The sequence below is a fragment of the Bacillus canaveralius genome, assembly GCF_002860125.1.
Classification (GTDB): domain Bacteria; phylum Bacillota; class Bacilli; order Bacillales; family Cytobacillaceae; genus Bacillus_BJ; species Bacillus_BJ canaveralius.
On record NZ_PGVA01000029.1, the window covers coordinates 39,443 to 57,506 of the forward strand.

An 18,064-nucleotide genomic window follows, 5' to 3' on the forward strand; every position below is an offset into this window, starting at 1 on the left:
TATATTGTATGTTAAAATTTTCATTTTGTTAAAGCACATAGATTCCCTCTTCATTTTATCACTCAATGTCAAGCATCTCAACTACTTACTGAGATCGGTGTTGTAGGTGCTCAGTAGACTGTTCTGGAGTCAGCAGAGCCTTTAAGGGTTCTGGTGAGTAACGTAATTAAACATTATATTCTAATTTCAAAACAATTCATAAGGGTAGAAAAAAAAGAGGCGACTGCCTTTTAACAGTTACCTTTTAACCAAGCCTCGCCTTACCGAACCAAACCGTACCGTACCTTACCAGACCAAACCTTACCTAACCATACCGCACCATACCGGATTCCATGTAATTCAACTACCCGCCCAGCCTCCACGTTGAATTATTCCCAGGCCTGCTCGCGCCAGCCAGGACCAATAATACCCTGATTCAAAGCGTTTCCCTTCATCCCTCCGTGCCTTAAATCGGCACGGAGCGTATGGCATACCCGACATAAAGTACGTAAATTTTTAATGCTGTTTGATCCCAGTTTTCCACTAATTTTGTGATCAATGTGACAGGTCTTTAATGTAATCGGCTCCCCGCATCGGGTACAGCGCTGGCCATCACGGTAGAAGACCATTGGCCGGATATTTTCGTGCCAGACTTCTTTAGGCGGACGCTGTCTTGGCATTTTTCGTCTCCAAAACTTCAAGAGAAACGACTTCAAATCGTCCAAATCCAATGGACCTTCCGTCAGCTAATCCTATTAGGGAACCTGCATCCAGAAGGACCTGTTCCACTTGTCCGCTGGAAATGATAGTATTATCCCATTGAAGTTCAAATTCCGTTTCCCATCCAGTTGACATCGCTACCCTGTAACGGACATTACGACCCTTTGTCGTCGGATTTTTAACTGAACGAACATCCAGATAAACAGGATCTTCTGGAGAACACTCAAGAAATCCATTCAGCTCTGGCATGTACCGATTGAAAAGAATTTTATCTGTCAAGACTTGTAAAGTTGCCGTGAACTTAGCCTGGATAGAACCCCTTCCACTTTTGGTATGAAAGGAAGCTGCACGCAGACACCCGAAAATATACGATGGATCCACATAAAGCTGCCCATCCTTGGTTGCGGTGTGGCTCTTCTTCCACTCTTCCGGGTCATTCCCGGCTACTCCCGTTCTTGCCTTCCTTTCTAATGAAAGAGTGTCATTTGAAAAGCAATTTAATAACAAGGGTCTAATCCCCTTTATTTTACATTTAGCAGTCTGTTGCATAACTACTTACCTCCTTTTACTAATGAACGTTTATATAACCATATGTTTTACATCATTTGTAAAAAATATGTATTCTATAACCATAAGGGGAAGCCCTGTAAATAGTAACTATTATTTCATCTCCTGCGACATCTCTTTCAGGTTCCCCGTATTCACTCGGTAGTCCTTGATGATTTGTAATACTCTTGCTACGGAACGGAATAATAATCGTTATCTCTCATCATATAGATTATCTTTCCCTGTAGTCACGCTTGACTGGTTCGACGTGTTAGTTATGGCGATTGGTCACACGAAATCAAGCGGTGTTGCTGTTACAAAAGGTACATAGTCACACTAAAAGGTGAGATTGACTCCTTGACTCCTTCTCGAAATAAGAACTATTTATATATTTAACTATAATCCTTGTTTATTTACTTTTATTTTTTTCTTTAAAAAAGAAGGAGTGAAGGAGTGACGATCGTCAAGGCCTTGATACTCCTCATTTTATTCACTCCTTTTTGCTCAAAAAATAAGGAGTTTCGAAGGAGTGACGCTCCTTAAAAAGGAGTGAGATTCGAAATGAACGATTATTGTTCGTATTCCATACTCCTTTGTTTCTGTGATTCACTCCTAAAAAAGGAGTCACACTCCTAGTTTCTCCTTCAAGAAAGGAGTCAATTTTAACCTGTGACTCATGCACGAAGAAGTCCTCTGTATTCTTTCATTCTAGGGAACTCACGTTTCTTCGAGCTATTATCCCCATTGTAGTCTGGGCACATCCACGGTGTTGCCTTTCCACTCCTATCATGTCTATCTAGTCCAAACTCTGTGATAAGTGGCTCGTCGTCGTCCATCTTTCCTTTTGATTGAATCTTTTTATTTTGCCCTGTTTTATCAACCCACGGGTCGCCCTGAGCTTGAACAACAGCAAGTAAGTCATCCGTGAATGTACGTTTCGACATGACTTTGCCACTTGGGTTGTTTCTCTCATGCCATTTCACAAACAAATCATACAAGAACTGAGTTGGTAGCAAATCCCAAACGAATTGCTCTTTGTATTCATTCCAGAATTCAAGCACTGGATTGTTCTTCTCACGGTAACTATCAAGTACCTCAGCAGAGCGTTGTGGAACAATATACTCGTCAAAATCCATATCCAATGCTTTGTGCAACACATATTCCAATACTTCTTTTCTGCTAATATAATCGCTCTTGATGTATTCACGTTCACCATTATTTGTGAATGATTTCATAAACGGAACAAGAATAATGCGTCGGTAGAATGACTCTGTCTTATCTTTTGTCTTCGGTAGACCGTTCATCATCTGAATGTTCGTACCGTTAAACTGGATACGTAATGGCTTTTGGTATTTTCTGTTGATGTTGATGTCATCACCTGTCACAGACGCCTTGTAATCTTTGACGGAGTCAATGAATACCGAAACGTCATTCTCATCCGCGATGTTCGCGGCGACACCAAGCAACGTTTCTTTCAAGAACTCATGGTTGAAGTCAGTCACAGACAAAGACGAGTAGTTTCCTTTACCGAGTAAGTTCTTGATCAGTTGACCAACAGTCCCTTTCCCGTTATTTCCTTTTTCAGAGTAGAACCATATACTCTTGTGACATGAATAATTCGGTTGCAGACAGTCCGCAATGACTTGCCATATCAATGTAGTGGTATCCGCGTCGTTGTCTGTGATGTCACGAATCCAAGACTCTACATCCCATTTGTAGCCATCTGGAGCTGTCAACACAGGATTCATTGGGTTCAGTTTATAGTCCACCGGTATCTTTGTGAGATACACATACTTCGAATCAAACGGCATTAACTGTCTTGTTTGTCGGTTATAGATTCCATTTTTTACAGCGAACAAATGACGCTCTTTTGTTTGTTCAACTGTTGAGACAGAACGTTCGATTTTGTGAAGTACTTCGTCCATTTCGTGTCGCTTGAAATTTGGAGCAAGCCGCTCCATCATTTCGTAAAAGTATCCGCTGTTCGGATTATAGGTTCCTCTCTTTGCAGAGTTTTTGTTGTGGTCATATACCGCAAGAAGGGTATCCTCTACTCGTTCCGTCATTTGAATGTTTTTAAACGTGAAGATAGACATCATGATGTCCGCTACTTCATCGAATTCTAGTTTAGTTGGTAAACGTTGTTTTAACGCATTACCCTTAACAGACATGTTGTCTTGTTCCACGTCAGCTATCTTCTTTTTAAGTGCATCCTCACCGACTTTTATCAAAAACTTATTTTCGATTTGATTCGGTAGAACCAAATTATTTAGATAGTCTGCTAGATACTTAGGGACGAAAATGTCGTCAGGTACATGTGCACGATTCTCAGACTGGTTATCGTCATCGTCGGCACCTGTTGTCGTTCCATCATCGTTATTTCCACCGTTGCCGCCTGAACCGACGCAATCTATTGTGATTAGTTCATTATCCTCAAAGTCTTCCTGTGATAAGAACTTTCTGTTGATTTCCTCGAAATTTATGGTAAAATAATCTATAGTAGCTATGTTTTTATCGCTCATGTAAGACACACCTCTCGTATTATTGTTTGGTGCTGACTTTCGTGTAACATAGAAGCAAAGCAGTTCCGACATTTGCGGTGTCGGTGTCGTTAAAATTTACAAGTATCATAATAGTTCCGGAGCGAATATCGCATCGTGGGCTATTTTTTTTTCCTTTTTTTTCGATGGATTCATCGCACTGCGTGCATGACGTCTGCAAAGTCCGCCAAGGCTCTTGGTAAACGATTACGTAGGACTCAGGTCGCACGTCTCTATCTGGTACGAGGGTTGGTTTTCCATTAGGTTTTACAACCAGCCCTTGCAACATTGTACGGAACGCATCTGGACCTATCTCCTGTTCGAGTGCCGTAATACTGAGCAACTTACGTGTTGCCACCCGATTCGGATCATATTGTTCCGTCAACACATCGTAAACCTTCTGTTCATCCGTATACTTTCGAGCCGATTTTCCACTAACCAATTTCCAACCCTAGATACGCTCACCCTTTGTCACGGCAAGTGTTGTCGCATATTCCTTTACGTCTTTCACCCATCGCTCAAGCCCGGCAGTCTTCTCTAATACATATCCAAGTTCATCCGATTGCAGTTCGTATGGTTGTGTAGATGCGTACTGCGATAGTTTCATATTTTCTTCTGCTTTTGCACGGCAGGAGTTTTTTATGAGGCAAAACTTACAATGCTCTCCTGTATGGAATTCTCCAGTGCCGTCGCATGCCGACTTCGCTTTGGCTTTTACTTCCGTCTCCACCCATGTTAGCAATTTCTCAAGAGAAAGAAGCTCCCCAGATGTTACATATAGTCTTGGTTGTACGACAGTTGGAGCCACGGTGTGAATATGATAAAGACCAGAATAATGCTGATACGTACCAAGACCATACAGTCTTAATTGCGGGTTATTTTCAGCACTCACCGGTATCCCCTTACCATATTTCAAATCAATGACTTCCATTATCCCACCGCTAATTATCAAAACATCACACGAACCGCGGCCATTTGGAACCTAAAAGGATGAATTAAGGACCTTCATGGACACAATTAAAGACGATGTGATAGTTTATACCATTCCTGCGCGTTATTTTCGCCTTCTCCTTAAATTTTTCTAATAAATATCAGGTTTTGACTATTTGTTAACTATTTTCTCTCAGAGTTGATGATATGCTATATCAAAACGCGCATCTACAAACATTGCTTGTCGTTTACTTACATTTTGGATATTTCAATTGTTTAAGCAGCCAAGTATTTAGGCTGCTTTATTACAAGTCACAAAAAACCTCTTTAGACAAATCTGGGATTTCTTTTCTGACAGCCATTAATATTTTCTTCATAACCTTGTTGCTTGGATCATAATATGGGGCGAAACAAGCCTTCACTTACGGAAAGATAGTTCGCCCTATTATCTGTTACTACCTAGAGTGACAGGTCTACTTTGTGCCACCACTCCTTGTTTGTGCTTAGCCCTTCTGCATTATTGCAGCTTCTTCCGCAAGCTCATCTTTGACACTACCCCATAGCTAAACAAAACCATTCCATAAATCCAGTAGGGTCCATTATTTATATCCTCGCTTGTAACTTTGTAAAGAATTTTAGATCATTGTTTGTAGCTGTCATGCTGGCTGTCATATCATCCAGGAATTGATCAACTTCCTCCTTTTTAAACAGATACTTACTCCCCACCTTGTAATAACGTAAACCGTTTTTGATAAGTCTGTCCTCAATTACTGGCTTACTGATGTTTAGATACTCGGCTAATTCTTGATAGGTCATGAAATATTTTAGTGAAGCTAATTCCTTCACTTTTTCATTAATGGCTTTTTCAAGCATGGTATTTACTGTCTTTTCATCAATTTGAACATTGAGCATTCTACTCCCCTCCATTTGTACATGCGTATGTTTAGAAGTATTCTTTATAACATGTACTTATATTAAAACATGTACTGTAATATTTGTCAATGTTCTTTCAATTGGTACATGTTCTACAATTATGATATTATATAAATAAATAAAAAAGAAGGTGTGGAAAATCCATGAAGTATCCTGTTATAAGTAAATTGATTAAAGAACAAAGAAAAATTAAAGACATGACCCTGAATGAATTGGAAAATGCTATAGGTGTTACTGCTAGTTATCTCAGTCAGGTAGAAAATGGGAATAAGTTGCCTTCAGAAAAGGTATTATTTTCGATTGCGTATTATTTAGATATTCGTTCTGTTAAAAACAACTATCAAGAAAAATTAATAACTGAATATGCCAATATAAAAGGTTTAAATGAAAAGGAATTATGGAATGATTTTCGAAAATTCCAAGCTAGTTTAATACGAGATGTGGAATACTCATTAAATAATTCAATTGATACTGTTAACAAAAATAAATTTAAATTAAAAAAAGGTACATTAAAAGCTGAACCCATTGAGGAACCCTATTTTGATCTAAAATGGTTACTAACTCAAAAGGAATATGAGGTTTTTTATGGTCGTGATTACAATATAAATCCAGGGGAGAAGTCAATATTAGACAAACTTTTTTTTCATAGATTGCGTGATGAAGATATAAAAGTTATTCATGGAATCATTGAGGCTTATATCTCTAATAGGTATGAAAAACGTAAAAAAGAAGGTGATTAAATGGCATACATCTATAAACGTGGCAAGAAATGGGCATATCGTGCCTATGCTGGGAAAGATCCCATAACTGAAAAAGATAAACAAGTAAGTAAGTCTGGCTTTTTAACAAAGAAAGATGCCCAACTTGCTGCTGCCTTGTTTGAAAGGCAATTCCATAATGATGAATACATCCAGCCATCAAAAATAACATTTAATGCTTTGTCTGATGACTGGGAAAAGCATTATTTACAAACAATGAAAGCAAAAGAAAGTAGCTTAAGGGCTAGAAAAATAGCCTTGAAACATATCAAAAATGAGTTTGGGGAAATACCTATTCAAAAGATAAGCAAAAAGGCATACCAGGATACAATAGATAAGCTTTCCGATGAATTTAGTACAAACTATGTTTCAAGTATCCACACTTCCGCCAATATGGTATTTGAATATGCAAAAGAAAATAAACTAATTAAAGAAGTACCTACAATGGATATTACTTTGCCAAAGAAAAAGAAAACTGTTGCTGATCTTGAAAAAGGTGACTCCATAAAACAAAAGTTTCTCGAAAAAGAAGAATTAGGGGAATTTCTAAACATTGCTAAAAATGATGGCTTAGATTGTGATTTACTTACATTCACATTACTTGCTTATACTGGTTTAAGAGCAGGTGAAATGGTTGCTTTAAAATGGTCTGATATTGATTTTGATAACCAAACTTTAACGGTATATAGAACATATTACAATCCGACTAATCACAAGTCTAAATATTCGTTGCTTACACCTAAAACACAAACTTCTCACCGTACCATAACAATAGATAAAATAGTAATTGACTTGTTGCAATTGCATAAAGAAGAACAAGATGAAATTAAGAAGGAAAATGAACCGTTTTATCAAGATAATAATTTTATCTTTGCTACTAATGAAGGCTATCCAAAAACAATAAAAGCGATTTCTATTAGATTGCAGCGATTACTTACGAAAACCAAGATTAAAAAAGATATTACACCACATTCATTTAGGCATACACATACGTCTTTACTAATTGAAGCAAACGTTCATATAAAAGAAATTCAAGAACGCTTAGGACATAGCGACATTAATACGACTATGGATATTTACGCCCACATGACAAAGAACATAAAAAAAGAGGCTTCCACTAAGTTTGGTAACTTAATGAAAGACCTCTCGAAAAATCTAATTGATTCAAAACATGAACAAAAACATGAACACGAACAAGATTAAAGGCTTATAAACCCTTATATATCAGGGTTTATAGGTCTTTATTACATCATGCCGCCCATTCCACCCATGCCGCCCATGTCAGGCATTCCGCCGCCTGCACCAGCTGGCTCCGGCTTGTCAGCAACAACTGCTTCAGTTGTTAAGAACATAGCCGCTACAGATCCAGCATTTTGAAGAGCTGAACGTGTAACTTTGGTTGGGTCAACGATACCAGCTTCGATCATATTTACCCATTGGCCAGTAGCAGCGTTAAAGCCTGTTCCGATTTCTTCACGCTTTAAGCGCTCAACGATAACAGATCCTTCAAGACCGGCATTGTGAGCGATTTGGCGTACAGGCTCTTCGATTGCGCGCAATACGATGCTGACACCTGTTGCTTCGTCACCTTCAGCATTAATAGCTGCAACTTGGTTGTACACGTTTAGAAGCGCTACTCCACCACCGGATACAATACCTTCTTCAACAGCAGCACGAGTAGAGTTCAAAGCATCTTCAATGCGAAGCTTGCGCTCTTTAAGCTCAGTTTCAGTAGCTGCACCAACTTTAACAACCGCTACTCCGCCAGCTAACTTAGCAAGGCGCTCTTGTAATTTTTCACGGTCGAATTCAGAAGTTGTTTCTTCCATTTGAACGCGGATTTGATTGACGCGAGCCGCGATTTGAGCAGATTCCCCTGCACCTTCAACGATTGTTGTGTTTTCTTTTGAAACAACGACTTTAGAAGCGCGTCCTAAAGATTCAATTGTTGCAGATTTAAGGTCACGGCCAAGCTCTTCAGTGATCACTTCACCGCCAGTCAGGATCGCGATATCTTCAAGCATTGCTTTACGGCGGTCACCGAAGCCAGGAGCTTTAACAGCAACTGCATTGAATGTTCCGCGAAGCTTGTTTACTACTAATGTAGCAAGAGCTTCCCCTTCGACATCTTCAGCAACAAGCAATAAAGGCTTACCTTGTTGAACCACTTGCTCTAGAACAGGGAGGATTTCCTGGATGCTTGCGATCTTCTTGTCAGTGATCAAGATGTATGGATTATCAAGAACAGCTTCCATTTTATCTGAATCAGTAACCATGTAAGGAGAAGCATATCCACGGTCGAACTGCATACCTTCCACGACGTCCAATTCAGTTGTGAAGCCTTTTGATTCTTCAATTGTGATAACACCGTCATTGCCAACGCGTTCCATTGCTTCTGCGATTAATTGGCCGACTTCGTTGTCATCAGCAGAAATAGCAGCAACCTGAGCAATTGAAGCTTTTCCTTCGATTGGCTTGGAAATAGCTTTTAATTCTTCGATTGCAGTGTTAACCGCCTTCTCAATCCCTTTACGAATACCCATTGGGTTAGCGCCTGCAGTTACGTTTTTAAGACCTTCGCGAATCATCGCTTGAGCAAGTACTGTAGCTGTAGTTGTCCCGTCACCGGCAACATCATTCGTTTTGCTGGCAACTTCAGCAACCAGCTTAGCACCCATGTTTTCAAAAGCATCTTCTAATTCGATTTCTTTTGCGATTGTTACGCCGTCATTTGTGATAAGCGGAGAACCGAACTTTTTCTCAAGAACCACGTTGCGTCCCTTTGGCCCAAGAGTTACTTTTACTGCGTTTGCAAGAGCGTCGACTCCGCGAAGCATTGCGCGGCGAGCGTCTTCACTAAATTTAATGTCTTTTGCCATTTGTAAAAACCTCCTCAAATATTGATGAATGATATAATCTTCAAATTATCCTGGATGGAGCTTACTTGCCGACTACAGCAAGAACATCATTTTCGCGAAGAATTAAATATTCATTACCTTCGTATTTTACTTCTGTACCAGCATATTTTGAGAAGATAATGCGGTCGCCCACAGACACTTCCAGGGCAGCGCGTTCGCCGTTAGGAAGATCGCGGCCAGTACCTACAGCAATAACTTTTCCTTCTGAAGGCTTCTCTTTCGCTGAATCCGGTAATACGATACCGCTTGCAGTTTTTTCTTCACTTTCAACAAGCTCAATAACAATACGGTCACCTAATGGCTTTAACAAGTGAAACAACCTCCTCTAAATAAATATGTAATATTGTTTTTATTAGCACTCTTACCAACCGAGTGCTAACACAATTATTATAATAATTAATTCATTTCTTTTTTGCAAGCAGGAACCTTGAAAATTTTAAAAGAAAATGCGATATCCATTTATGATGTCATTAAGCATTGAATTAAGGGCATTCTAAATAGGCAAAATCATAATGGCGACAACCTTAACAGTATATAACAGTTTACCGTATTTATGCTCGTTACAAAAATCGCGATTCCAACCCTTACTGTTTGAAACATTAGACCGATTATTAGTAAAATAGAACGGAGTATATTTTCGTACCATAAAGGAGTTATTTTGATTGAAGAAGGAATACTGGATAATTTTAATTGCATATATTACGATGCAGGTTTCCAGCCTGGCAGGCGTTCCCCTTGTCGTTTATATAGGTTTACTTCTTGGAAATAGTCGCGCGGAAATGCAGCAATTAGCGATTCCTTACTGGATTGTGATCAGTTTTTCTCTAACGCTGTTGATTGTTCTCTTTTTATTGAGAAATGACAGGAAATTAGAGCTCAATGATGAACGGCACTTAGCCTCGCCTGTTGTCTCAATTGCATGGGCAGTGGGTGGAATCTTTATAGCACTTTTTGCCCAATCATTTGCCGCTACAATTGAAAGCATGCTTGGGATCGAAGTGGGCTCTGAAAACACTCAGCAAATTCTTGGATTAATTGAAACCTTTCCAATTGTGATTATCGTGAGTTCGATCATCGGACCGATACTTGAAGAAATTGTTTTCAGGAAAATTTTATTCGGTTCGCTCTATAAAAGGATGAACTTCTTTTTTGCCGCTCTAATCAGCTCAGTCATTTTTGCTGTCGCCCACTTTGAGCTTGAGCATATTCTTCTGTACTCCGCCATGGGTTTCACGTTCGCTTTTCTCTATGTGAAAACGAAAAGAATACTCGTACCGATATTTGCCCATGTCGCCATGAATACTCTTGTTGTCGTGATTCAGCTTAATCAGGGCAAACTGGAAAAATGGCTTCAGGATGCAGAACAAATTCAAAGCTTTATTGGAGGATTTTAAATGAGGCAGTCTCCCTTAGGTTCAGGGATTATCTACATTGTACTAGGATTGTTGTTCACCTATTTTGCGGTCCAAAGAGTCCATGAACATGGCTGGGGATTTGTCAGCTATTTGCTTGTTCTATTAGCGACTTTTGACTTTGGGTCAGGACTGAGAATGGTTGTCCTGCACTTCAAAATACAAAAAGTTAAAAAACAACAGTAACGTCGTTCTGCGTTAACCAGGATAAGCCTCCTTCGATGTGAAAGAGGCTTTTCTTATGCTTATTTTCTAGCCATTGTATTTTTTCTAATAGCTTGTTCTTCGATAACCCTATTCTTCTGTTTCTGTCGGGTAATGCTTTAAAAAGTAGACGAGCGACTGCAATTCAACCGCCAAATCTATATGATGAACGCGGATCGCAGCCGGGACATTTAATCTGGCTGGAGTAAAGTTTAATATCCCTTTTACATTGGCCTGGACAAGCCTGTCCGTAATCGGTTGAGCAACAGGGGCCGGGACAGTTAAAATGGCAACCTGGATATCGGCTGCAACGATTTGTTTATCCATGTCATCCATGTGAAAGATGGGAACCTCTCCAATAGTTTTACCCACTTTACCCTCATCGACATCAAAAGCAACCTCGATTTTCGTGTTATTATTTTTAAGGAAGTTGTAATGCAAAAAAGCAGTCCCCAAATTCCCAACTCCAATTAAGGCCACCTTTGTCAACTCATCCTGGTCAAGTGTCTTCCGGAAAAAAGATAATAAATAGTTAACATTATATCCGTAACCTTTTTTACCTAATGCACCAAAGTAGGAAAAATCCCTGCGGATTGTTGCCGAATCAACCTTCACAGCCTCACTCAATTCGGCAGAGGAAACTCTCTGTTTTCCCGATGAATGCAAATTTTTTAAAAACCGGTAGTATAAAGGCAGCCGTTTAGCGGTTGCCTGTGGAATTTTCACCGTTTCATTCGCCAATGTGATCCCCACCCTCTTCTGTTTAGCTATATTTTATCTTTTCTAAAAAAATCACCGTTTTTTCCACCCGTTTTTTCAACTAAGTATGTTTTGCCGATAACCATGCCTTTATCGACTGCTTTGCACATGTCATAAACGGTTAATGCGCAGGCAGCAGCAGCTGTGAGCGCTTCCATTTCAACTCCTGTACTTCCTTTTGTTTTTACGGTAACATGAATAGATAGACTATAATTCTCTTGTTCGTTTTCCCACGCAAAAGCGATATCAATCCCTGTTAGTGGAATGGGATGGCACATTGGGATGATCTCCGCGGTTTTTTTCGCTGCCATGATTCCAGCGACCTGGGCTACTGCCAGGACATCACCCTTTTTCACTTCATTGCGGGTAATTTGTTCATATATAACCTGGTTTACGGTTATGTTTGAACGGGCGATTGCCGTTCGGACCGTTTCCGGCTTGCTGCTTACATCGACCATCTTCGCTCTTCCTTCTTCATTAAAATGAGTAAAATCCGACATTTTCTCTACACCTCACAACAAAATCATACACTATTTTGACATTTTTGTGTAAACTTTGTACTATTTTTCACAAAATCACTGTTATTGCTCACCCTCTGTGAATGCGATACACTATTTCTAAGGCAATTGAGGTGAAAACAAATGATATTACTACAGGTTAACCAACTATCAAAATATTTTGGCGCCGATCTTATTTTATCGAATATAAAGCTTGAATTACAAACGCGTGATCGAATTGCTCTTGTTGGCAGAAACGGAGCCGGAAAGTCCACGCTATTAAAAATTATCGCCGGCCGGATGTCGTATGATCAAGGCGAGATCATCAAGCCGAAAGGAGTTTCGATTGGATACCTGGCACAAGACAGCGGTTTAGAATCCGCGATGTCGATTTGGGATGAAATGTTAACTGTATTTGATCCGCTCCGGAAAATGGAAACAGAGCTGCGCAGCCTCGAGGCGAAGATGTCTGACCCTTCCACGCTAGAAGATTCGCGGCTTTATAACAAAATCCTTAATGAATATGACCAACTGCAACTACAATTTAAAGAAGATGGCGGCTATCAATACGAAGCTGATATTCGATCTGTTTTGCACGGACTAAACTTTCAATCCTTTGATTATACAACTAAAATTTCAAGCTTAAGTGGGGGGCAAAAAACGCGTCTGGCACTTGGAAAGCTGTTATTAAAAAAACCTGATATCTTAATTTTGGACGAGCCAACGAACCATCTAGATATTGATACCCTGTCATGGCTCGAGCAATATCTTCAAGGTTATGAGGGAGCTATTCTGATCGTTTCACATGACCGCTACTTTTTAGATAAAGTGGTCAATCAGGTCCATGAGTTATCCCGTATGCACATCCAGAAGTATTTAGGAAACTACAGCGTTTACCTGGAGAAAAATGCAGAGATGTACGAGCAACAAATGAAACAATTCGAAAAACAGCAAGATGAAATTGCAAAGCTGCAGGAATTTGTACAGCGCAACCTTGCGAGGGCCTCAACGACAAAAAGGGCGCAAAGCCGCCGAAAAAAGTTGGAGAAGATGGACGTTATGGACAGGCCCCTCGGGGACGAAAAGTCTGCTTCTTTTTCGTTTGATATTGAGCGCCAAAGCGGCAACGACGTATTAAAAGCAGAGAATGTTGCAATTGGGTATGGGAATGAAAAAGTCTCTGAGGCCATCTCGTTCAGGCTAACCAGAGGTGAAAGCATTGCTTTGGTTGGGCCAAATGGAGTCGGAAAGTCAACTCTTCTAAAAACGATCGTTAAGAAGCTCCCAGCGCTGGCCGGCGACATCCATTACGGTTCAAATGTTTCAATCGGTTATTATGATCAGGAACAAGCAGAATTAACCTCGAATAAACGAGTCCTTAATGAATTGTGGGATGAATACCCATCTATGAATGAAAAAGAAATCAGGACAATCCTCGGCAATTTCTTATTTACAGGTGACGATGTGTTAAAAACCGTGTCAACCTTGAGCGGCGGCCAAAAAGCAAGGCTCGCCCTCGCCAAATTAATGATCGAAAATGCCAACTTTTTAATTCTCGATGAGCCGACAAACCATCTTGACCTGGACAGCAAAGAGATTCTGGAGAACGCCCTTGTCGATTACCCGGGAACGATTCTATTTGTTTCCCATGATCGTTATTTTATCAACCGTATTGCAACGAAAGTGATTGAACTGGATAAACATGGTGCTAGCGAATTTCTTGGAGATTACGATTACTTTATCGAGAAAAAACAGGAGATAAAAGAGCTGCGCGCCCTTGAGGAGAAAGAAAAAGGCTTTGCCGATGCCACACCTGCGAAGCAGGATAAAAATGCTTTTCGCCAGGATAAAGAAGCCAAAAAACTTGAGCGCCAGCGGATGAGAAGAATCGAAGAGATTGAAGAGACGATTGAAAAGCTGGAAGAGAAAATTAGCGAAAATGAACAGCTCTTATGCGAGCCAAATATTTATCAGGATCACGAGAAGGTTTTAGAAATCAACGGAGAAAATAATTTAGCCAAAATTCAGCTTGAAGCGTTAATGGAAGAATGGGCTGAATTAGCAGAAAATTAATATAAGGGTGTCCCAAAAACATAATTTGGGATGCCCTTTTCTCGTTATCTATATTGTGATTTTTAAATTTTAATTTATACACAACTTTATCCACAAGTCTTCTCTTTGTTTCATGAGCGTTAGTGAGTTTTTCCACATTATCCACAAAACTCAGCCGATTTATCCACATTATTCACAGGTCAACAAACAATAAGGGCTACTTATCCACAATAAAACTCCCATTACAGGGAGTTTCCGTTTATTCATTGTGGATAGCTAGATCTAAACTTGGATTGGCATTCAAAGCTAAATTAGCCCTGATCCCTTTTTCATTTAAAATACTTCCAGCTGCTGCAATCATCGCTGCATTATCGGTACATAAAGACAATGGTGGAATCACTAATTCCACTTCCGGTATTTCATTAAATGCTCCACTGAGCCTGTTTCGTAGTCCCTTATTGGCCGCCACACCCCCAGCCAGTAAGACCTGCTTTACATGAAACTCTTTAACTGCGGCGAGGGTCTTTGTGACGAGCACGTCAATGACGCTCTCCTGAAAACTCGCAGCGAGATCTTCAGGGGCAATGTTCTCACCCCGCTGTTCAGCGTTATGAACGGCATTAATAACAGCAGACTTCAAGCCGCTAAAACTAAAATCGTATGAGCCTTCTTCAAGCCATGCCCTTGGAAGATTGATTGTCGGCCTGCCTTGGTGTGCCAGCCGGTCAATGTGGGGCCCACCCGGATAGGGCAGCTTCAATGTTCTTGCTACTTTATCATAGGCTTCACCTGCAGCATCATCTCTCGTTTCACCAATCACTTCAAAATGGCCATGCTCTTTCATATATACGAGTTCGGTATGGCCTCCGGAAACAACCAGGGAAACAAGAGGAAATTTCATTTCTGCAACAAGGCGATTAGCATAAATATGCCCGGCAATATGGTGCACACCTATCAAAGGTATCCCATGGGCAAACGCAAGTGCTTTTGCAGTATTTACTCCAACAAGCAGTGCGCCGACTAGCCCGGGCCCTTCGGTTACAGCGATCGCATCAAGATCTTCAAACCCGAGGCCTGCCTGGTCCATGGCTTCTTCTAACACAAGCGTTATTTGTTCCACATGGTGGCGCGAGGCAATTTCAGGTACTACCCCACCGAATCTTTTATGGCTTTCAATTTGCGAGGCCACGACATTCGCTACGATTTCGGTGCCATTCTTAACGATCGCTACTGCTGTTTCATCACAGCTCGTTTCAATGCCCATTATCCACTTGTCTTTTTTCATGTTAAATTCACCCACATTACTAATGCATCCTCTTGGTTATCCGTATAGTAATTTTTTCTGATTGCGCCATCCTGAAAACCAAGCTTCCGGTAAAGAGATTGAGCAACATCATTAGAAACCCGAACCTCAAGCGTCATGGTGCGGGCTCCAAGCTCCTTCGCTACACTGAACATCTTTAACATGAGAGCTTCGCCGAGCTTTTTTCCACGATAACCCGGAAGCAGCGCTACGTTTGTGATATGTGCTTCATCGACAACAATCCAGGCTCCACAGTAGCCGACTATCTGGTTGCCATCTTCTAAAACAATGTAAACAGCAAACTGGTTGGTCGCTATCTCATTAATAAAGGCTTCACGGCTCCACGGAGTGGAAAACGATTCATGTTCAATTATTAATACCTGGTCAATGTCCTCTTCTTTCATAAAACGAAACGATAAAGACTCATCCATGTTTTCATAACCTTCTATCCCTTAATTTTGCTTATTTCTCTCCAACCAATTTGCTTCTGCCTCCGCCAACCGAATGTAATTGGGGACGAACGAATGAACCTCTTCACCTTGCCGAAGACTCCCCAACAATGCAAGCTCAGAAGGCCGTGGATTAAGCTCGGTGATTTCCGCAAAAACAGCCTGTCTGCCTAAAATCTCTTGAATAATTGATTGATGGAGCGGGAGATCATTCCCTGTGAAGAGAATTTGCTCATTTAAGTTCTTGAGCTGATTAGCCCAATCAACACTTAAAACAAGTTGATCTTTTTGCAGCGTGATCGGTTTTCCGTTTTTAAAATGATACAATCCAGTATAAATCTGTCCCCTGCGCGCATCAAACAGCGGTGACACAGCACCGTTAAAATATCGTCCCGCAGAAGCAGCCAATACCTCGAGGCTCGATACCCCGACCATTGGAATCTTTAACGTCCATGCCAGAGTCTTTGCTATCGATACCCCAATCCTGACACCCGTGTAGGAACCAGGTCCTTTCGCGACAACAATCTTCGTTAAATCCGATGGCCGTAAATCACACTCGTTCATCAGCTCTTCGATTGCTGGCATAACCCGGACAGAATGATTTTTCTTAAGGTTGGTAATATATTCACCAATTACTTTACTTTCATCAAGAAGCGCCACTCCCAATATATAATTAGAAGTATCAATTGCTAATACCTTCATTTGAAAATCTCCTTGCATATTTCCTCATAATGCTGTCCCTTCGGCTCCAATACGATTCTTCTTTCATTGTTCCCAACATGATATAAAAAAATGGTCAACATCTCTTCAGGTAACTGATCGCGAATGAGGTGCGCCCATTCGACAACGGTTACACCATCACCTTCAAAATATTCATCAAAGCCCAAGTCTTCAAATTCATTTTCTACCCGGTAAACGTCCATATGATACAAAGGAATTCTCCCTTGATATTCTTTAATAATGGTAAAAGTCGGACTATTAACGGTTCTTGTAATTCCCAAGCCGGATGCCAGCCCTTTAGTGAAGGTCGTTTTCCCGGCTCCCAGGTCCCCTTCAAGTACAATAACATCACCTGGTTGAAGCAGCCCGCCTAATTGCTTGGAAAACTCCGCAGTATCTTCAGGTTTTACTGATAAAAACTCATACCGGTCCATCGTCTGATCACCTATTTCATCCCCTGATTTTCTAGTTATACAAAAAAACCTTAGGACTTTTCCTAAGGAAATTGATTCTATATGTAGTTTACATGATTTTATGCCAATGAGCAAAACCGGGTTATCAATACAGGTGCTTGTTGTTTAAAAATAGCGAACAGAGATCCAGTTACATGTCGAATAGGGAGAAGAGTCAGGTATTTTAAGCGAAATATCAGGAAATTAGATCTAATAACCTGACTATAATGATTAATTTCTCCTATATATTTCCATATATTTCATAATATTTGAATTTGAATAATTAATTAAGCGGAAAGTCGAGTGAATTAAGCGAAAACCCGGTCGATTTAAGCGAAATAATGAAGAATTAAGCGAAAATCAACTTTATTTAAGCGAAACACTGGAACAGCTTTAATCTGACGACATAAAAAAAGACGAAACATTGTTTCGTACAGATTCACTCTTATGAATAAAATGGCGGTCCCGACCGGGATCGAACCGGCGATCTCCTGCGTGACAGGCAGGCATGTTAACCGCTACACCACGGGACCAGTTACCCACTTATTTAGAAATGGATTATTGCGGGGGCAGGATTTGAACCTGCGACCTTCGGGTTATGAGCCCGACGAGCTACCGGACTGCTCCACCCCGCGTCGATAATATATAATAATGTATTGGCGATGCTCCTTAATTGTGCAAGGACCGCCCCGATTTCAGGAAGTTTATTCCTAGTTGCGGCTCAATCGGTGCGCTGTGGCTGATTCGATGATGATTATTCGATCGTGCTCCACCCCGCGTCGATAATATAAAATCCTAATTTATTCAGTTGTTGAAGAAAGAATAAACAGCTTGGCGGCGTCCTACTCTCACAGGGGGAAACCCCCAACTACCATCGGCGCTGAGAAGCTTA

General features: G+C 40.6%; 17 protein-coding genes, 2 tRNA genes and 1 pseudogene. 5 read left to right on the top strand and 15 right to left on the bottom strand.

The genetic code is table 11. The annotated features are described in order from the left end of the window. Positions 1-368: 368 nt before the first annotated feature. The 5 genes and pseudogenes from CU635_RS13910 to CU635_RS13935 all read right to left on the bottom strand — a co-directional run bounded on the left by CU635_RS13910 (position 369) and on the right by CU635_RS13935 (position 5,627). Entirely contained in the window at positions 369-659 is a 291-nt protein-coding gene (locus tag CU635_RS13910; RefSeq protein ID WP_101577984.1) for an HNH endonuclease, read from the bottom strand. Continuing rightward, positions 637-1,248 (bottom strand): hypothetical protein, encoded by a 612-nt coding sequence (locus tag CU635_RS13915; RefSeq protein WP_101577985.1) that lies wholly within the window; start codon positions 1,246-1,248, stop codon positions 637-639. Before CU635_RS13915 ends, CU635_RS13910 begins: the two co-directional genes overlap by 23 nt. A gap of 671 nt (positions 1,249-1,919) precedes the next feature. Then, the gene (locus CU635_RS13920) at positions 1,920-3,767 is read right to left on the bottom strand and encodes a DNA primase family protein (RefSeq protein WP_180956567.1); all 1,848 of its coding nucleotides are present in this window, start codon (positions 3,765-3,767) and stop codon (positions 1,920-1,922) included. A 19-nt stretch (positions 3,768-3,786) separates the two neighbouring features. Beyond that, positions 3,787-4,755 (bottom strand): annotated as a pseudogene (locus CU635_RS23850) (DUF2800 domain-containing protein); the annotation flags it as partial. 563 nt (positions 4,756-5,318) lie between these two features. Then, positions 5,319-5,627 carry a helix-turn-helix domain-containing protein gene (locus tag CU635_RS13935; RefSeq protein WP_101577989.1) on the bottom strand — a complete coding sequence of 103 codons (309 nt, stop codon included), beginning with the start codon at positions 5,625-5,627 and terminating at the stop codon, positions 5,319-5,321. 164 nt (positions 5,628-5,791) lie between these two features. Between CU635_RS13935 and CU635_RS13940 the strand changes: the two genes are divergently transcribed. Both CU635_RS13940 and CU635_RS13945 read left to right on the top strand, forming a co-directional pair. Beyond that, the gene (locus CU635_RS13940) at positions 5,792-6,388 is read left to right on the top strand and encodes a helix-turn-helix domain-containing protein (RefSeq protein ID WP_101577990.1); all 597 of its coding nucleotides are present in this window, start codon (positions 5,792-5,794) and stop codon (positions 6,386-6,388) included. Further along, positions 6,389-7,609 (top strand): site-specific integrase, encoded by a 1,221-nt coding sequence (locus tag CU635_RS13945; protein WP_101577991.1) that lies wholly within the window; start codon positions 6,389-6,391, stop codon positions 7,607-7,609. Between the two features lie 41 nt (positions 7,610-7,650). On the opposite strand, the gene groL is transcribed toward CU635_RS13945, so the two are convergent. Both groL and groES read right to left on the bottom strand, forming a co-directional pair. Next, a complete protein-coding gene (gene groL / locus CU635_RS13950) occupies positions 7,651-9,285 on the bottom strand; it encodes a chaperonin GroEL (RefSeq protein ID WP_101577992.1) in 1,635 nt (544 codons plus the stop codon). Between the two features lie 61 nt (positions 9,286-9,346). Next, the gene (groES, locus tag CU635_RS13955; RefSeq protein WP_101577993.1) at positions 9,347-9,634 is read right to left on the bottom strand and encodes a co-chaperone GroES; all 288 of its coding nucleotides are present in this window, start codon (positions 9,632-9,634) and stop codon (positions 9,347-9,349) included. A gap of 352 nt (positions 9,635-9,986) precedes the next feature. Between groES and CU635_RS13960 the strand changes: the two genes are divergently transcribed. Together CU635_RS13960 and CU635_RS13965 are read left to right on the top strand one after the other, a co-directional pair. Next, a complete protein-coding gene (locus CU635_RS13960) occupies positions 9,987-10,718 on the top strand; it encodes a CPBP family intramembrane glutamic endopeptidase (protein WP_101577994.1) in 732 nt (243 codons plus the stop codon). Then, a complete protein-coding gene (locus tag CU635_RS13965; protein WP_101577995.1) occupies positions 10,719-10,922 on the top strand; it encodes a YdiK family protein in 204 nt (67 codons plus the stop codon). 108 nt (positions 10,923-11,030) lie between these two features. Here the strand turns inward: CU635_RS13965 and CU635_RS13970 are convergent, their stop codons facing one another. Then, positions 11,031-11,681, bottom strand: coding sequence for a redox-sensing transcriptional repressor Rex (locus CU635_RS13970; RefSeq protein WP_101577996.1), 651 nt, complete (start codon positions 11,679-11,681; stop codon positions 11,031-11,033). A gap of 26 nt (positions 11,682-11,707) precedes the next feature. Further along, complete coding sequence (gene moaC / locus CU635_RS13975; RefSeq protein WP_101577997.1) at positions 11,708-12,199, bottom strand: cyclic pyranopterin monophosphate synthase MoaC; 492 nt, start codon at positions 12,197-12,199, stop codon at positions 11,708-11,710. A gap of 141 nt (positions 12,200-12,340) precedes the next feature. Here moaC and CU635_RS13980 point away from each other — a divergent pair, with 141 nt between their 5' ends. Then, positions 12,341-14,269 carry an ABC-F family ATP-binding cassette domain-containing protein gene (locus CU635_RS13980; RefSeq protein WP_101577998.1) on the top strand — a complete coding sequence of 643 codons (1,929 nt, stop codon included), beginning with the start codon at positions 12,341-12,343 and terminating at the stop codon, positions 14,267-14,269. Positions 14,270-14,507: 238 nt separating this feature from the next. Here the strand turns inward: CU635_RS13980 and tsaD are convergent, their stop codons facing one another. The 6 genes from tsaD to CU635_RS14010 all read right to left on the bottom strand — a co-directional run bounded on the left by tsaD (position 14,508) and on the right by CU635_RS14010 (position 17,807). Beyond that, positions 14,508-15,533: a tRNA (adenosine(37)-N6)-threonylcarbamoyltransferase complex transferase subunit TsaD gene (gene tsaD / locus CU635_RS13985; RefSeq protein ID WP_101577999.1), complete on the bottom strand. Its 1,026-nt coding sequence runs from the start codon at positions 15,531-15,533 to the stop codon at positions 14,508-14,510. After that, positions 15,530-15,982, bottom strand: a complete 453-nt coding sequence (gene rimI, locus CU635_RS13990) for a ribosomal protein S18-alanine N-acetyltransferase (protein ID WP_101578000.1) — start codon at positions 15,980-15,982, stop codon at positions 15,530-15,532. Before rimI ends, tsaD begins: the two co-directional genes overlap by 4 nt. 21 nt (positions 15,983-16,003) lie before the next feature. Next, positions 16,004-16,702 (bottom strand): tRNA (adenosine(37)-N6)-threonylcarbamoyltransferase complex dimerization subunit type 1 TsaB, encoded by a 699-nt coding sequence (gene tsaB, locus CU635_RS13995; RefSeq protein ID WP_101578001.1) that lies wholly within the window; start codon positions 16,700-16,702, stop codon positions 16,004-16,006. Then, positions 16,699-17,154 (bottom strand): tRNA (adenosine(37)-N6)-threonylcarbamoyltransferase complex ATPase subunit type 1 TsaE, encoded by a 456-nt coding sequence (tsaE, locus tag CU635_RS14000; RefSeq protein ID WP_101578002.1) that lies wholly within the window; start codon positions 17,152-17,154, stop codon positions 16,699-16,701. Before tsaE ends, tsaB begins: the two co-directional genes overlap by 4 nt. Positions 17,155-17,629: 475 nt before the next feature. Further along, positions 17,630-17,705: transfer RNA gene (locus CU635_RS14005), tRNA-Asp, on the bottom strand. A 28-nt stretch (positions 17,706-17,733) separates the two neighbouring features. After that, positions 17,734-17,807: transfer RNA gene (locus CU635_RS14010), tRNA-Met, on the bottom strand. Between the last annotated feature and the right edge of the window lie 257 nt (positions 17,808-18,064).

Bases quoted from the DNA above. Each gene is read 5' to 3' on its own strand.
- CU635_RS13910 (WP_101577984.1), bottom strand. From the start codon at position 659: ATGCCAAGACAGCGTCCGCCTAAAGAAGTCTGGCACGAAAATATCCGG.
- CU635_RS13915 (WP_101577985.1), bottom strand. From the start codon at position 1,248: ATGCAACAGACTGCTAAATGTAAAATAAAGGGGATTAGACCCTTGTTA.
- CU635_RS13920 (WP_180956567.1), bottom strand. From the start codon at position 3,767: ATGAGCGATAAAAACATAGCTACTATAGATTATTTTACCATAAATTTC.
- CU635_RS13935 (WP_101577989.1), bottom strand. From the start codon at position 5,627: ATGCTCAATGTTCAAATTGATGAAAAGACAGTAAATACCATGCTTGAA.
- CU635_RS13940 (WP_101577990.1), top strand. From the start codon at position 5,792: ATGAAGTATCCTGTTATAAGTAAATTGATTAAAGAACAAAGAAAAATT.
- CU635_RS13945 (WP_101577991.1), top strand. From the start codon at position 6,389: ATGGCATACATCTATAAACGTGGCAAGAAATGGGCATATCGTGCCTAT.
- groL (WP_101577992.1), bottom strand. From the start codon at position 9,285: ATGGCAAAAGACATTAAATTTAGTGAAGACGCTCGCCGCGCAATGCTT.
- CU635_RS13965 (WP_101577995.1), top strand. From the start codon at position 10,719: ATGAGGCAGTCTCCCTTAGGTTCAGGGATTATCTACATTGTACTAGGA.
- moaC (WP_101577997.1), bottom strand. From the start codon at position 12,199: ATGTCGGATTTTACTCATTTTAATGAAGAAGGAAGAGCGAAGATGGTC.
- CU635_RS13980 (WP_101577998.1), top strand. From the start codon at position 12,341: ATGATATTACTACAGGTTAACCAACTATCAAAATATTTTGGCGCCGAT.
- tsaD (WP_101577999.1), bottom strand. From the start codon at position 15,533: ATGAAAAAAGACAAGTGGATAATGGGCATTGAAACGAGCTGTGATGAA.
- rimI (WP_101578000.1), bottom strand. From the start codon at position 15,982: ATGGATGAGTCTTTATCGTTTCGTTTTATGAAAGAAGAGGACATTGAC.
- tsaB (WP_101578001.1), bottom strand. From the start codon at position 16,702: ATGAAGGTATTAGCAATTGATACTTCTAATTATATATTGGGAGTGGCG.
- tsaE (WP_101578002.1), bottom strand. From the start codon at position 17,154: ATGGACCGGTATGAGTTTTTATCAGTAAAACCTGAAGATACTGCGGAG.